Source organism: Pseudomonas sp. A39 (assembly GCF_058145955.1).
The window spans coordinates 18,742-33,129 of sequence record NZ_JBYVMD010000027.1 but is presented as its reverse complement, the minus strand read 5'-3'; the positions used below and the strand labels follow the sequence as shown (position 1 = coordinate 33,129).

10 protein-coding genes and 1 other RNA gene are annotated in these 14,388 nt (G+C 59.4%); 8 read left to right on the top strand and 3 right to left on the bottom strand.

Annotated elements, in window-relative coordinates:
• The first annotated feature begins 194 nt into the window (after positions 1 to 194).
• The 7 genes from AC3ZU9_RS19855 (at position 195) to AC3ZU9_RS19825 (ending at position 8,772) form a co-directional block, all read left to right on the top strand.
• Positions 195 to 1,889, top strand: coding sequence for a lactate permease LctP family transporter (locus tag AC3ZU9_RS19855; RefSeq protein ID WP_015885938.1), 1,695 nt, complete (start codon positions 195 to 197; stop codon positions 1,887 to 1,889).
• Positions 1,890 to 1,958: 69 nt separating this feature from the next.
• Complete coding sequence (locus tag AC3ZU9_RS19850) at positions 1,959 to 4,769, top strand: FAD-binding and (Fe-S)-binding domain-containing protein (protein ID WP_490091220.1); 2,811 nt, start codon at positions 1,959 to 1,961, stop codon at positions 4,767 to 4,769.
• A 150-nt stretch (positions 4,770 to 4,919) separates the two neighbouring features.
• The gene (locus AC3ZU9_RS19845; protein WP_064053113.1) at positions 4,920 to 5,198 is read left to right on the top strand and encodes a PA2433 domain-containing protein; all 279 of its coding nucleotides are present in this window, start codon (positions 4,920 to 4,922) and stop codon (positions 5,196 to 5,198) included.
• A gap of 104 nt (positions 5,199 to 5,302) precedes the next feature.
• Positions 5,303 to 5,699, top strand: a transfer-messenger RNA (tmRNA) gene (gene ssrA, locus AC3ZU9_RS19840).
• A gap of 387 nt (positions 5,700 to 6,086) precedes the next feature.
• Positions 6,087 to 6,347: a DUF6124 family protein gene (locus tag AC3ZU9_RS19835; protein ID WP_065875326.1), complete on the top strand. Its 261-nt coding sequence runs from the start codon at positions 6,087 to 6,089 to the stop codon at positions 6,345 to 6,347.
• Between the two features lie 347 nt (positions 6,348 to 6,694).
• A complete protein-coding gene (locus AC3ZU9_RS19830) occupies positions 6,695 to 7,204 on the top strand; it encodes a hypothetical protein (RefSeq protein WP_154845638.1) in 510 nt (169 codons plus the stop codon).
• A 134-nt stretch (positions 7,205 to 7,338) separates the two neighbouring features.
• A complete protein-coding gene (locus AC3ZU9_RS19825) occupies positions 7,339 to 8,772 on the top strand; it encodes an ArnT family glycosyltransferase (RefSeq protein WP_102060201.1) in 1,434 nt (477 codons plus the stop codon).
• Between the two features lie 15 nt (positions 8,773 to 8,787).
• Here AC3ZU9_RS19825 and AC3ZU9_RS19820 read toward each other — a convergent pair whose 3' ends face one another.
• The gene (locus tag AC3ZU9_RS19820) at positions 8,788 to 9,276 is read right to left on the bottom strand and encodes a TIGR00645 family protein (RefSeq protein WP_010206662.1); all 489 of its coding nucleotides are present in this window, start codon (positions 9,274 to 9,276) and stop codon (positions 8,788 to 8,790) included.
• 163 nt (positions 9,277 to 9,439) lie between these two features.
• Here AC3ZU9_RS19820 and AC3ZU9_RS19815 point away from each other — a divergent pair, with 163 nt between their 5' ends.
• Positions 9,440 to 11,263, top strand: a complete 1,824-nt coding sequence (locus tag AC3ZU9_RS19815; protein ID WP_490091219.1) for a hypothetical protein — start codon at positions 9,440 to 9,442, stop codon at positions 11,261 to 11,263.
• A gap of 7 nt (positions 11,264 to 11,270) precedes the next feature.
• On the opposite strand, the gene AC3ZU9_RS19810 is transcribed toward AC3ZU9_RS19815, so the two are convergent.
• Complete coding sequence (locus AC3ZU9_RS19810) at positions 11,271 to 11,588, bottom strand: PA4575 family protein (RefSeq protein ID WP_015885972.1); 318 nt, start codon at positions 11,586 to 11,588, stop codon at positions 11,271 to 11,273.
• A gap of 320 nt (positions 11,589 to 11,908) precedes the next feature.
• The gene (locus AC3ZU9_RS19805) at positions 11,909 to 14,347 is read right to left on the bottom strand and encodes a Lon protease family protein (RefSeq protein WP_015885973.1); all 2,439 of its coding nucleotides are present in this window, start codon (positions 14,345 to 14,347) and stop codon (positions 11,909 to 11,911) included.
• Positions 14,348 to 14,388: the final 41 nt, after the last annotated feature.

Below are 14,388 nucleotides of genomic sequence, written 5' to 3'. Positions count from 1 at the left end.
GCACTTGCAGCACCTATCAGAACGCCTTCGATTTATCCGCTCAGATCCGTCGCCTACCCACCTACGACCAAAGTTTCGCGAGCGGCAAATTGACACACCGCCCCGAAGCCTTTTAACCTAGCCCACAGCGATTGTAAATTGGTATTACCAATTATCCAAGCTGACCAAACAACAACAATCAGGGGCCACCCCATATGCAAACCTGGCAACAGCTCTACAGCCCGCTCGGCAGCCTCGGCCTGTCCGCATTAGCGGCCGTCATTCCGATCGTATTCTTCTTCCTGGCCCTGGCCGTGTTTCGCCTCAAAGGCCACGTGGCCGGCAGCATCACCTTGGCGCTGTCGATCCTGGTGGCGATCTTTGCCTTTAAGATGCCGGTGGACATGGCACTGGCCGCCGCCGGTTATGGCTTTGCCTACGGCCTGTGGCCTATCGCGTGGATCATTGTCGCCGCGGTGTTCCTCTACAAACTCACGGTCAAGAGCGGCCAGTTCGAGATCATTCGCAGCTCGGTGCTGTCGATCACTGACGACCAGCGCCTGCAAGTGCTGCTGATCGGCTTCTGTTTCGGCGCCTTCCTGGAAGGTGCGGCCGGTTTCGGCGCCCCCGTGGCAATCACCGCCGCACTGCTGGTCGGCCTCGGTTTCAACCCGCTGTACGCCGCGGGTCTGTGCCTGATTGCCAACACCGCACCGGTGGCCTTTGGCGCATTGGGTATCCCGATCATCGTTGCGGGTCAAGTGACCGGCATTGATGCGTTCAAGATTGGCGCCATGACCGGTCGCCAACTGCCGCTGCTGTCGCTGTTCGTGCCGTTCTGGCTGGTGTTCATGATGGACGGCCTGCGCGGCGTGCGTGAAACCTGGCCGGCGGCGCTGGTAGCGGGCTTGAGCTTTGCCATCACCCAGTACTTCACGTCCAACTTCATCGGCCCTGAACTGCCGGATATCACCTCGGCCCTTGCCAGCCTGATTTCCCTGACCCTGTTCCTGAAAGTGTGGCAACCCAAGCGCACCGCTGGCGCACAGATTGCCGGCGCCACTTCCAGCGCGGCAGTCACCGCCAGTGCCGGCGGTTTCGGCCTGCCACGCAACACGGTTGTCTCGCCCTACAGCCTGGTGCAGATTTTCAAGGCCTGGTCACCGTTCCTGATCCTTACCGTGCTGGTGACGATCTGGACGCTCAAACCGTTCAAGGCGATGTTCGCCGCCGGCGGCTCGATGTACAGCTGGGTGTTCAACTTCGCGATTCCGCACTTGGACCAAATGGTGATCAAGGTCGCACCCATCGTGACCAACCCCACCGCGATCCCGGCTGTGTTCAAGCTGGACCCGATTTCCGCGACCGGCACCGCGATTTTCTTCTCTGCATTGATCTCTATGCTGGTGCTAAAGATCAACATTAAAACTGGTCTTACCACTTTAAAAGAGACTTTCTATGAACTTCGCTGGCCCATCCTGTCCATTGGCATGGTGTTGGCGTTCGCATTCGTCACCAACTACTCCGGCATGTCGTCGACCATGGCGCTGGTATTGGCCGGCACCGGTGCAGCCTTCCCGTTCTTCTCGCCTTTCCTCGGGTGGCTGGGCGTTTTCCTGACAGGTTCTGATACCTCGTCCAACGCCCTGTTCAGCTCGCTGCAGGCCACCACTGCGCATCAGATCGGCGTGAACGACACGCTGCTGGTCGCGGCGAATACCAGCGGCGGCGTCACCGGCAAAATGATCTCGCCTCAATCGATCGCCGTGGCGTGCGCCGCCACTGGCCTGGTAGGCAAGGAATCCGACCTGTTCCGCTTTACCCTCAAGCACAGCCTGTTCTTTGCCACGATCGTCGGGCTGATCACCCTGGCCCAGGCTTACTGGTTCACCGGTATGCTGGTGCACTGAGACCTGCACGCAATAGGGTAAGAATCGACGCCGGATACGATTCCGGCGTCAGCTATTTCTGGAGGACCGATGAGCCTGCCTGCTGCTTTCCTGAGCGACGTCGCACACTTGATCCCGAAAGATCGGCGTTTCGACGACGCGCTTTCCACCCTCGCTTTCGGCACCGACGCCAGCTTTTACCGACTGATCCCACAGTTGGTGATCCGCGTGGAATCGGAGGACGAAGTCGTTACGCTGCTGCAACTCGCTCAGCGCGACCGCGTACCGGTAACCTTCCGCGCTGCGGGCACCAGCCTGTCCGGGCAAGCCATCAGCGATTCAGTGCTGATCGTACTGGGCGACAACTGGAACGGCCGCGAAATCCGTGGGCAAGGCACACAAATCCGCCTGCAGCCCGGTGTCATCGGCGCTCAGGCGAATGCGTGGCTGGCACCGTTCGGGCGCAAGATCGGGCCGGATCCGGCGTCGATCAACGCCTGCAAAATTGGCGGCATTGTCGCCAATAACGCCAGCGGCATGTGCTGCGGCACGGCGCAGAATACCTATAACACCTTGGCCGGGATTCGCCTCGTACTGGCTGATGGCAGTCGCGTGGACACCGAAGACGCGGCCAGCGTGAAGGCGTTTCGTGAACAGCACGGGCCGCTGCTTGAACGCCTGGCGACACTGGGCCGCGAGACCCGGGCGAATGCTGAGCTGGCGGCAAAAATACGCCACAAATACCGTCTGAAAAATACCACCGGGCTGTCACTCAACGCCTTGGTGGATTTTGATGAGCCACTGGATATCCTCAGCCACCTGCTGGTGGGCTCCGAGGGCACCCTTGGTTTTATCAGCGCGGTCACCTACGACACCGTGATCGATCACCCGAACAAAGCATCGGCGTTGATTGTGTTTCCGGACGTTGAGACCTGCTGCAACGCAGTGAGCGTCCTTACAACCCAACCGGTCTCGGCCGTCGAGCTACTGGACCGTCGCAGCCTGCGCTCGGTACAGAACAAGCCGGGCATGCCCGCGTTCGTACAGCAGCTATCGGAAACTGCCTGCGCCCTGTTGATCGAATCCCGCGCGGCGTCGTCGTCCTTGCTGCATGAGCAACTGGCGCTGATCATGGCCTCCCTCGCCCGATTCCCGGTAGAGAAGCAGGTCGATTTCACCGAAGACCCCGTGGAAAACGCCCGCCTGTGGGCAATCCGCAAAGACACCTTCCCAGCCGTCGGTGCCGTGCGCAAAACCGGCACCACCGTGATCATCGAGGACGTGACCTTCCCGGTTGAGCAACTGGCAATCGGCGTCAACCGCTTGATCGAACTGTTCGACAAACATCACTACGACGAAGCCATACTTTTCGGACACGCACTGGAAGGCAATCTGCACTTCGTGTTCACTCAAGGCTTCAACAGCGCGGAAGAAGTCACGCGCTACCAAGCGTTCATGGACGACGTGGCGCAATTGGTGGCGGTGGAGTTTGGGGGCTCGTTGAAAGCCGAACACGGCACCGGCCGCAATATGGCGCCGTTTGTCGAGCTGGAATGGGGCAGCGACGCCTATCAATTGATGTGGCAACTCAAGCGGCTACTCGACCCCAACGGCATCCTCAATCCGGACGTGGTGCTCAGCGAAGACCCACACATCCACCTCAAGCACCTCAAGCCGCTGCCCGCCGCCGATGAGCTTGTGGATAAGTGCATCGAATGCGGCTTCTGCGAGCCGGTGTGCCCGTCGAAAGGCCTGACCTTGAGCCCACGCCAACGCATCGTGATCTGGCGCGATATCCAGGCAAAAAAACGCGCCGGTGTCGACACCACTGAGCTGGAAGCCGCCTATCACTACCAGGGCATCGACACCTGCGCTGCCACCGGCCTGTGCGCCCAACGCTGCCCCGTGGGAATCAATACCGGCGACCTGGTGAAAAAACTGCGCAGCCGCGACGCCGACCGTACGAAAACGGCCGAATGGCTCGCCACTCATTTCGCCACTGCACTGCAAGGCGCGCGCTTTACGCTGCATGTGGCCAATGGCGCGCGCATGCTGCTGGGCGCACCTCGCCTGGCGAAGCTGTCGGCCAGCGTGACCAAGCTGTCCAAGGGACAGATTCCGCAATGGACCCCTGCCATGCCGCAGCCGGAAAAAGCCATTCGCTTCAGCCCGGCCGTGACGGACGAGCGGCCACGTGTGGTCTACCTGGCCGCCTGCGTGTCACGCGCCATGGGCCCGGCGGCGGGGGATAAGGAACAGATGTCGCTGTATGACAAAACCCGCAATCTGTTGGAAAAAGCCGGTTACCAAGTCGTGTTTCCCGACAATCAGGACAGCCTGTGCTGCGGCCAGCCTTTCGCCTCCAAAGGCTATGCCGAACAGGCCGAACACAAGCGCCAGGAACTGATCGGTGCGCTGCTGCACGCCAGCCGTGGAGGGCTCGATCCGATCTACTGCGACACCAGCCCCTGCACCCTGCGCCTGGTACAGGACCTGGGCGAAACCCGCCTGGATCTTTACGACCCCGTGCGTTTTATCCGCACCCACCTGATGGATCGCCTCGACTTCACGCCCCAGGAAGCGCCGATCGCCGTGCACGTCACCTGCAGCACCCAGCACCTGGGCGAAAGCCAGGCCCTGATCGACCTGGCCCGACGCTGCTCCAACACCGTGGTCATCCCGGAGGGCATTCATTGCTGCGGTTTTGCCGGCGACAAAGGCTTCACCACGCCGGAGCTCAACGCCCACTCACTGCGCACGCTCAAGGACGCGGTGCAATATTGCAGCGAAGGCATCTCCACCAGCCGCACCTGCGAGATCGGCCTGAGCCAGCATGGCGGCATTGATTATCACGGCTTGGTCTACCTGGTGGACCGTGTCACCCAGGCTCGCGCACACTGATCCAGCAAAAATGATCCTGCAAAAAAACAGAACCCCTGCGCGCCAGCGCAGTCATCTGCATAGGCCTCGACAAACGAGGCTCATCCGTGATGTCGCTGGCAGCCGTTCAACGCCAGCAGCGTCGAGCCCCTTTGCGCAAGGAGATACCCTATGAAGCGTTCCGCTCTTGCTGGCTTGTTCGTTACCGCTGCGATGTTGGCTTCGCCTGTGTTCGCTGCGGGCGAGCCCGATCTGTGCAAAATCAATCTGGACAAAATCAACAACGGTAAAGCGCTGCTCGCCACTGACACCAGCGGTAAAAGCGGCGAGATCGACACCGCCGTCTCCCAGGCCAAAGCAGCCCACGCCGCGGGCGATGACAAAAGGTGCATTGAGATCACCTCGAAGGCACTGCAAGACCTGCAGAACAGCGAAAAAGGCGGTCAATAGGCTGCTCCGTCACGGAAGGCAAACCTTCGGGTTGGCCTTCCGCGACCGTTTGGCGTACACTGCACAGGCTTGTCACTCACTAAGAAACAACGAGTTACAAGCACGGGGCCGTTTAGGATTCGACGCCGGTCGCGAAACTTTAGGTGCATGCCGAGTTGGTAACAGAACTCGTAAATCCACTGTTGCAACTTCTTATAGTTGCCAATGACGAAAACTACGGCCAGGAATTCGCTCTCGCTGCGTAAGCAGCCTTAGCCCTGAGCTTCTGGTACCTTCGGGTCCAGCAATCACCAGGGGATGTCTGTAAACCCAAAGTGATTGTCATATAGAACAGAATCGCCGTGCAGTACGTTGTGGACGAAGCGGCTAAAACTTACACAACTCGCCCAAAGCACCCTGCCCTTCGGGTCGCTGAGGGTTAACTTAATAGAAACGGCTACGCATGTAGTACCGACAGCGGAGTACTGGCGGACGGGGGTTCAAATCCCCCCGGCTCCACCAATTCGAAGCATCGACAAAACCCGCCTAGTGCGGGTTTTGTTGTTCCTGGGTCTCTGAAATCACCGCCAAACCGCGCTTCGGATTTTTCCTTCAAGATGTCGCGCCCTTGGTGAACTGGTTCCACTCCACCCACCCGGCTAACCTCTCCACGTCGCTGCAAAATCAGCGACCGGGTTTAGCAGCTCGGTTAATATCAAGGCCTGCAAAGCCACCATCCGTTCAAGCGATGCTTTCAGCATCCGCTGGTTCGCATTATGGCGGCTGTGCGTGGGGCACTTTCGGGTGCGCTGGGTTCCTTGATTCCTGGCCTGCTAACCCGCGTACGGTCGCCACCCTTTTCGTTTAGCAGCGATATCTGGCGACTCCATTAATCAAGGAGATTCAGCCATGAAAAAAATCACCCCAAATCCCCCAACCACCCTCTTCACCATCGCGCCAAACATCGATCCCGAAACACTGCTGATCCAAGCCAGCGAAACCCTTGCATCGCTGGACGCAATCATCACAGACCTGGCCTTCGAACTCGACGGATTAACCCGTCAAAAACTCTTGGGTAGCCAGCAACTGGTGGTGCTGGGCGGATTACTCATCGAGCGTGTGCTCGTCACGCTGGCCTCCACCGCTGACGCGCAACCGTTCCCGACGTAACCTCAGTAGCAAATCAAAAAAGCCGAGTCGCGTGCAGGCTGACGCCGCCGATAACGGTCCAACAACTCACCCTGGCAATCACCACTTCACACTGAGCTCAGGCTTTCACCCCCCTTTCACACTTGAGCGTCTATGGTAATCCCAGCTCCTTGTGAATATCCCTTTCAAGCCCGCTTCTCCCCATCGCGGGCTTTTCTTTGTCTGCGATTTGCCATCGTCTCATTTCCCCGGCTCACGCTCTCAGCGCACCACCCAAGGGGCACATCCATTACAATTCAATGATGCACTACTGCCCTGTCTCCGAGAGACACCAGCGGCAGGCTCTGACTACAAGGACGAACGTCGCATTGAACAAAAACTCCTATGCCTACCTGATACCAACCACCATTGGCCTGCTACTCTTCGCCGCGCTGATTCTGGTCTGGACATTCATTATCTGGCCGTCTGCACATTTCAACCCGGTAGCTGAAAAGATCGCCCTGATCTCATCGCCAGCGCTTGCAATCATCTTGATGGGGTGGGGGTGGCATACCAGGAACTCCAGGTTCCTGCGCAAAAAACCGCTGGATCGATTAAAAGTCTTTTTCGGCTTGCTCATCGCCAGTGGCTTGGTGATGGATGCGCTGCTATCGGTGGTTATTCTGCTTACGAGCACGGTATTCAGCAGCTATGTGACTTCGTACGAATATGCAGCGGGAGGCAGGCATAATTGCGCAGGCATCCGGGTATTCGATACGGAAGTGAACAAACAGATTAAAATTTGCCGTACCAGATACTACGGTGAACAGGGTTGGGTAAGGGTGGAAAAACGTAGTGGACCGTTGGGAATTGTTGTAATAGACACCACGCGCCTGTGACTTCCTATACCGCCCAATAGGCGCCCCTCACTATTCTCCCATCTGTTCACGAAACGTTCAGAAACACTGACAGATACTAACCGATAGCAATGACCACTCCCCCGAGCGGTCCCCCGCCTCGGTAGCCACAACCCATGACGCGCCCCGCTCCTTTATTACTCCTGCTTGCAGGTCTGTTGTTCTTCTTTGCCCTCGGTAACCATGAGCTGCAAGGCTCCACCGAAGCCCGCGTGGCCGGCATCGCCATGGCCATGCACCTGGACAATAACTGGGTTGTTCCTCAGTTATTCCGTGAGCCCTTCCTGGAAAAACCGCCCCTGAGCCTGTGGATCGATGCCGGGGCGATTCGCCTGTTCGGCGGCACCACCTGGGCCGTGCGCCTGGCGTCGGCATTTGCCGGGTTGTTCAGCGTGATGCTGCTGTATGGCATGCTGCGCAGGTTCGGGCGACCGCAGACACTGGCGTTCAGTGCGGCCTTGATCCTGGCGACCATGGCCAGCTACTGGGGCAATGTGCGCGGCGTGGGTGAAGACTCGCTGCTTACCCTCGGCGTGACCACCGCGCTGCTGGCGTTCTACCAGGCCGTGCGGCCCGATCGTGAAGGCTCCAGCGCGGGCGCATGGGCACTGTTTACTGCAGGGATGGTGATCGCCACGCTCAGCAAAGGCGTGCTGGGCCTGGCGATGCCGGGCATTGTGATTTTTGTGTACCTGGCCATCACCAGCCTGATGGACAAGCGCCTGCGCATTGGCGATTGGCTCAAGCCTGCGCTGTTTACCTTATTGGCGTTGGTGCCGCTGGTGATTTGGTTGGGTTTCCTGTTCCAACGCGGCGGGCTGCAGGCCGTGGCCGAAGTGGTGTTGACCAACAGCGTCGGCCGGTTCAGCGGCTCGTTTGTCGAGGCCGGACACTACGAGCCGTTCTACTACTACATCGCCAAGTTGCCCGAAGCGTTCCTGCCCTGGAACATCCTGGTCTACCTGGGCCTGTGGCATTTCCGTAAAAGCCTGATGCGCAACCGCTACCACCTGTTCTTCAGTGTCTGGCTGGTGGCGCAGTTCACCCTGCTGACCCTGGCATCGAGCAAACGCACCGTGTACCTGATGGCACTCACTCCGGCCGCCGCCGTACTGGCTGCGGAATACGCACGGGTATTGCTGGACTGGCTGAAAACTCACAAACCCGCACTGCACACCCATCACAGAACCCTGGTGGGCAGCGTGTTCACCCTGGCCGTCGGTTGCTACCTGATTGCGGCCTTCTGGTTCGCGCCCAAAGCCGACGCGCACCACTCGTTTATACCGGTGATCAGCCAGGTGCAGGCATTGAAAGACGAAGGCAGGGAGGTGGTGTTGTTCCGGCCTAACGAGCGCATCGCCGGGGCCAGCGTGTTTTACCTGCTGGCCTATTTGCCGATCCTGCAAACCGAGGCGCAGTTGCACAACTACCTCAGTGCCAAGCCCGGCAACGTTGCATTGCTGGACCATACCGATGACCTGAACACCCCGGTCAAGGTGATCAAGCAGATGTCGATCAATCGCCAGCCTTACTACTTCGTGGAGGAGTAAGGCCAGCGCAGGGCATCAGTGCTTGGTGACTTTGTCCAGGTACCCCATGGCAAACGCCGAGACCACGAAGGTCATGTGAATGATCACGTACCACATCAAGTGCTGCGGATCGACGTTCTTGGCGTCCATGAAGATGCGCAGCAAGTGGATGGACGAAATCGCCACGATGGACGCCGCCACTTTCATCTTCAGCGACGAAGAGTCCATGGTGCCCAGCCAGTTGAGTTTCTCTTTGTTGTCATCGATATCCAGCTGCGAGACGAAGTTCTCGTAGCCGGAGATCATCACCATCACCAGCAAGCCACCGACCAGGGCCATGTCGATCAACGACAGCAGCACCAGGATCAACTCGGACTCGGCCATCGAGAACACGCTCGGCAGCAGGTGAATCACTTCCTGGAAGAATTTCAGCGCCAGCGCCAACAACCCCAGGGACAAGCCGAAATAGATCGGCGCCAGTAGCCAGCGCGAGGCGTACATAGCATTTTCGATAAAGCGTTCCATTGGATCTCACACAGCTTGGCTAGAAATGGCGGCGAGTATACCAGCCGCCACAAGACACCTGTCACCACGAGAAAACTGACGTGGGCGGCATCTGTAAGGGAATTTTTCTGCTAGTGTCGAGCCCAATAAATCGGCTCGATGACGTCGGACAGGAAAAACTCAGATGATGGATGTGCGATCCCCTTTGGCCAGTATCGGCCTGTGCGCGGCATTGCTGCTGGCCGGCGGCTGCTCCCCCAGCGACGAGCAGAAGCAGGCGACCCTCGAAGAGAAAACCGCCAAGTTCGAACAGTCCCTCGACAGCATCCAGGACCCCAAGCTGCGCGACGCCATCGCCGATCTGGGCGGTTCGTTGCTGTTACTGGAACGGGCTCAGGCCAAGCTCGCCACCAAGCCCATCGAAGCCGAATACGGCGAAGACAGCTTGGCACTGCTCAAGCACTACCCCACGCCCCAGGCGCTGGTGGACACCTACATCAATGGCCTGTTCGTGCTGCGCAAGACCTCCCATTCCGACTATTTGACGGACTTGCAACCGGTCTTCCCGTTCACGTTCAATACGTCTGACCAGTTCCCCTTCCCCCATGGCCTGGAATGGCAGTCGGTCACCTTGAGCAACAACAAGGTCATCCCCTTCCAGCCGGAATGGTCGGAAACCGATCCCGGCATCCAACTGAGCCCCAGCAGCTCCAACTTGACCAACCCGGATGACCTGACGGTGACCTACCCGTTCATCGACGGCATCGAGACGGAAAACAAGAGCCAGCCCCAACCCATCAACCTAAAGGGCACGGTCGAAGTGATCGCGCCGGGCAAGGTGTTGACGTTTGACCTGTCGAAAAAGGACGTGGGCCACACGCGTACCGAAGGCAATATCACCCTCAAGCTGCTGCTCCTGGAGAAAAACTACGCCGAGATCGAGCTGACCAACAGCCAAGCGTTGGCGCCGGAAGTCGGCGATGAATCGCCCAACCCGCTGCTGGTACAGGCACGGGACAGCACCGGGCAATTCCTCACGCGCTCCGGCTCGATCAATGAAAGCAGCGCGCAGGTGGCGTTCTACGAGAAACAACTGGCCGAGATGCAAAAGCAGAAGGCCTGGTCGGAGGCATTCGAAAAACAGCTTACCGATGAACAAAAAGCCTTCGAACACAAGCAGAGCAGCCATTACGCCAAGGTGTATTTCAATGGTGTGATCGACAACCTGCAGGTCAACGTACTGGATTTCTCCACCGCTACCCGCACCCGCAAGGACCTCGACCTGCCGGTGCTGCGTTTCGACAAGAACAGCCTGCAACAAACCGTACAGGCCTTGCCGATGCCGGTCACCGTGTATGACGACGGTGCCGCCAGTTGGCTCAAAGACGCGAGCATGACCGAAGAGCAGTTGAAAAACAGCGTCACCATCAGCCAGTCGGTCGAAGACGCCAGTGCGGCGCACATCGTGTTTGACCACCCTTTCACCTTCAACGACGACATGGTGGGCAGCGAGCGCAACAGCAGCGAATCACCGGTGACCTTCTTCACTGCCGACGAAAAAGGCGAACGCGGCGAGCCGATCGAATTACCGACCGAGGCCTTCGAACTGAACCCGGCGCGCGGCACCCTCACCTACGATCTCAACCTGTTTCCGGAAAACCCGGCGTATGTGGTGGGCTCGATTCCGCTGTTCCTGGCGACCATCGAGAAAGCCGAGATAGACGTGGCCAAGCTGCCTAAAGGACTGTCGCTCAAGGACAACGCGCTGGTCGTCGACCAAAAGGAATTCCCCGCCGACAGCTGGCGCTTCTACGCCAAGGACGCCAGCGGCAACTACCTCAAGGAAATCCTCGGTGTGAGCCACCGCGCCGAGGAGTACGGTACGGCGATGTTTGACGTGCATTACTTCTACGGCCAGCCGACTACCCTGGAAAGTTACCAGCGCACCGACCTGAGCACCGTGCAATACGGCTTCGAAGTCAAACTGGACAAGCCCGAGAGCAAGTAACCGGCGCCTACAGGGCCAGTTGGTCATGCCCACCGTTGAGTTGGCGCAGATGGGCCTGCATGTGCAGGCACCAGATCTGCGGATCGCCCGCCAGCTCATAGCCGTGCAGGGTCAGGCTGTCCACGATGGATTCGAGAATATTTTCCGCGACGAAAGGCCCTGGAAACGGGCCTTGGGACTTGATGGTGGACGGCTGTTCACCGGTCATTCCGGCGGCAAACAACAAGGTCCACATCCCGTTATCCCCCGCAAGAGGGCGAATGGAACATTCAATACGGGTGACCAGGCCAAAGCACTGGCGGGTGAGGCAGAGGTTGCGCGACATGGCGGCGGCCCTCGGTAGATCGGTGTTCAACCTGCGCCTGGGGCGAGGCTGTTTCTATCCAGCGACTCCTGTGGATATCCCTTGAGCTCAGAATAGAAGAAAACCACGACAAACCAAGGTTGTAGAGACCAACGGGCGTTAGCTCTACAGACCCCAGTCAATTTTTTGGCTAAGACACCCTCCGTAGTGAGCGGGCTTGCCCCGCGCTGGGCTGCGCAGCGGCCCCGAACCCAAACGACGCAACCTGTCGGACACTGCGCAGCGGTCCTATTAGGGCTGCTTTGCAGCCCAGCGCGGGGCAAGCCCGCTCACTACACAGGTCAAGTCGGCTTGGCTTCCGCCAGCGCCTGTTGTGCCAACTCTTTCTCCGCTTCTTTCAAGTCCTCTTCGCTGATCATCTCGGCAATTGCCCGCAGACGCTCTACCACGCGCGCATTGACCGTGCCTTCCGGGAACTGACCTTCTGCATCCGGCTCACCGGCATCCTCGCCCACCAGCAGGCTCAATGCCTCATCCGCCTGGCGCACCGCATAGATATGGAACTGCCCGGCACGCACGGCCTGCAGCACCTTCTCATCGAGCATCAGCGTGGCGACGTTGGCCTGGGGAATGATCGCGCCCTGCTCCCCGGTCAAACCGCGCGCTTCACACAGGCGGAAGAAGCCTTCGATCTTCTCGTTGACCCCGCCCACCGCCTGCACTTCACCAAACTGATTGATGGAACCGGTGATGGCAAAGCACTGCTTGAGCGGGGTTTTCGACAAGGCCGAAATCAAGGTGCACGCCTCGCCGAGGGACGCACTGTCGCCGTCCACGTAGCCGTAGGACTGCTCCAGCGCGATGCTCGCGGAGATCGCCAGCGGGAATTCCTGCGCATAACGGCTGCCCAGATAGCCGGTGAGGATCATCACGCCCTTGGAGTGAATCGGCTGGCCGAGGTTGACCTCACGCTCGATGTCGACAATACCGCTGCCGCCGGGGTACACCGTGGCGGAAATCCGCGCCGGCACGCCAAAGGCCGAGTCACCGACTTCCAGCACCGTCAGCCCGTTGCACTTGCCCACCGCCGCACCGGCGGTGTCGATCAGGATGACCCCGGCGAGCATGTCGTCGAGAATCCGCGCCGAGACTCGCCCAGTGCGCGTGGCCTTGGCCTTGAGTGCGCGCTCGATATGGCCGGCGTCGGTCATCTCGTCACCCGCCAGGTGGCGAATGAAATCCGCCTCGCTGACCAGCTGGAACAAGTCCCCAATGCGCGCCGACAAGCGCCCCTGGTGTTCCGCCAAGCGTGCGCTGTAAGTGGCCAGCCGTGCCACCGCATCCGAGGTCAGCGGCGCCATGCCTTCTTCCGAGGTGCGGGTTTTGAGCAACTGGGCGAACTGCTCCAGGCTTTCGTCGACCATCGGGATGTCTTCGTCGAAGTCCACCAGCACCCGGAACATCTCCTGGAAGTCTGGGTCCGCGTCCTGCAACGCGTAGTACAGCTGGCGGGAGCCGATGATGATGACCTTGACCTGCAACGGGATCATCTGCGGGTTGAGGGTCACGGTGGCCAGGCGGCCCAGCTCGCCCAATGGCGATTCCATCTTCAGCTTGCGCGACTGCAGGGAGCGCTTGAGGGCGTCCCAGACAAACGGCTCACTGAGCATTTTTTCGGCTTCAAGAATCAGGAAACCGCCGTTGGCACGGTGCAGCGCACCTGGGCGCAACTGACGATAAGTGGTGTAGAGCGCGCCCTGGTCGGTGCTGTACTCGATACGGCCGAACAGGTTGTCGTAGGTCGGGTGCGGTTCGAACACCACCGGTGCGCCACCGTTGACCGGATGGCCGACCACCAGGCTCGGGCAGTACTGTTCTTCAAGCAGCTTGCGCGCCTGGGCGTCGGTCTTGGCGTCGTCAACCAGTTGCTCGACCACGGTCTTGAGCAGGTACACCTGCATGGCTTGCAGGTAACCGCAGACAGCCGCATTTTCCGCATACTTTTCCGACAGCGGTGCGAGCAATGGCTGCAGGGCCAGGGTGATGGTTTCTTCGTTGAACTGGCGCAGTTGGTTGTTGGACTCACGCTTCCACTGCGGCAGGCTGGCCAGTTCTTCGTTGAGGCGCTCTTCCAGCTCGGAAATATCCGTGTGGAAACGCTCACGGTCGGCTTCCGGCAACTGCGAGAACTCGGCCTCGTCCAGCGCCTTGCCGTCGAGCATCGGCGTGAACGCGATGTTGGTGCTGTCACGGTACAGCGCCACGTCCTTTTCCAGGGCCAGGCGTTCGATCACGTCCAGCGCCTTGTCGTAGCGCTGGTTGAACGCACGGTCGATGGCGCTTTTGCGTTGTTGATACGTCGGGTGCTCGAAGACCGCCGGGAAAGTGGCCACCAGGTTGTCGACCAGGCCGTTGATATCGCTGATGAACGCCGCTGCGCCGCCGCCCGGTAATTCCAGGGCACGCGGTTCGCGAGGCTCATCGAAATTGTTCACATAGACCCAGTCCGCCGGGGTCTGCAGGCGCTTGCCTTCGGCCTTCAGGTAGCGTTTGACGAACGAAAAGCGGCCGGTACCCGGCTCGCCCATGACAAACACGTTGTAACCAGGGCGTGGCATGGCCACACCGAACTGCAAGGCTTCAACCGCACGTTCCTGGCCAAGCACACCGCGAAAGGGCTCCAAATCATTGGTGGTCGAGAAGCTGAACTGTTCAGCGGAGAAAGGGCGAGTCAGCGCTTCGGGCGCTAGACGCAAGCTGGCAGCAACAGGATCAGGCATCGGGCTTCCTTACATCAGGCGGGGCAGATGACGGCATTCTG

Bases quoted from the DNA above. Each gene is read 5' to 3' on its own strand.
- AC3ZU9_RS19815 (WP_490091219.1), top strand. From the start codon at position 9,440: ATGATGGATGTGCGATCCCCTTTGGCCAGTATCGGCCTGTGCGCGGCA.
- AC3ZU9_RS19845 (WP_064053113.1), top strand. From the start codon at position 4,920: ATGAAGCGTTCCGCTCTTGCTGGCTTGTTCGTTACCGCTGCGATGTTG.
- AC3ZU9_RS19855 (WP_015885938.1), top strand. From the start codon at position 195: ATGCAAACCTGGCAACAGCTCTACAGCCCGCTCGGCAGCCTCGGCCTG.
- AC3ZU9_RS19805 (WP_015885973.1), bottom strand. From the start codon at position 14,347: ATGCCTGATCCTGTTGCTGCCAGCTTGCGTCTAGCGCCCGAAGCGCTG.
- AC3ZU9_RS19835 (WP_065875326.1), top strand. From the start codon at position 6,087: ATGAAAAAAATCACCCCAAATCCCCCAACCACCCTCTTCACCATCGCG.
- AC3ZU9_RS19825 (WP_102060201.1), top strand. From the start codon at position 7,339: ATGACGCGCCCCGCTCCTTTATTACTCCTGCTTGCAGGTCTGTTGTTC.
- AC3ZU9_RS19810 (WP_015885972.1), bottom strand. From the start codon at position 11,588: ATGTCGCGCAACCTCTGCCTCACCCGCCAGTGCTTTGGCCTGGTCACC.
- AC3ZU9_RS19850 (WP_490091220.1), top strand. From the start codon at position 1,959: ATGAGCCTGCCTGCTGCTTTCCTGAGCGACGTCGCACACTTGATCCCG.
- AC3ZU9_RS19820 (WP_010206662.1), bottom strand. From the start codon at position 9,276: ATGGAACGCTTTATCGAAAATGCTATGTACGCCTCGCGCTGGCTACTG.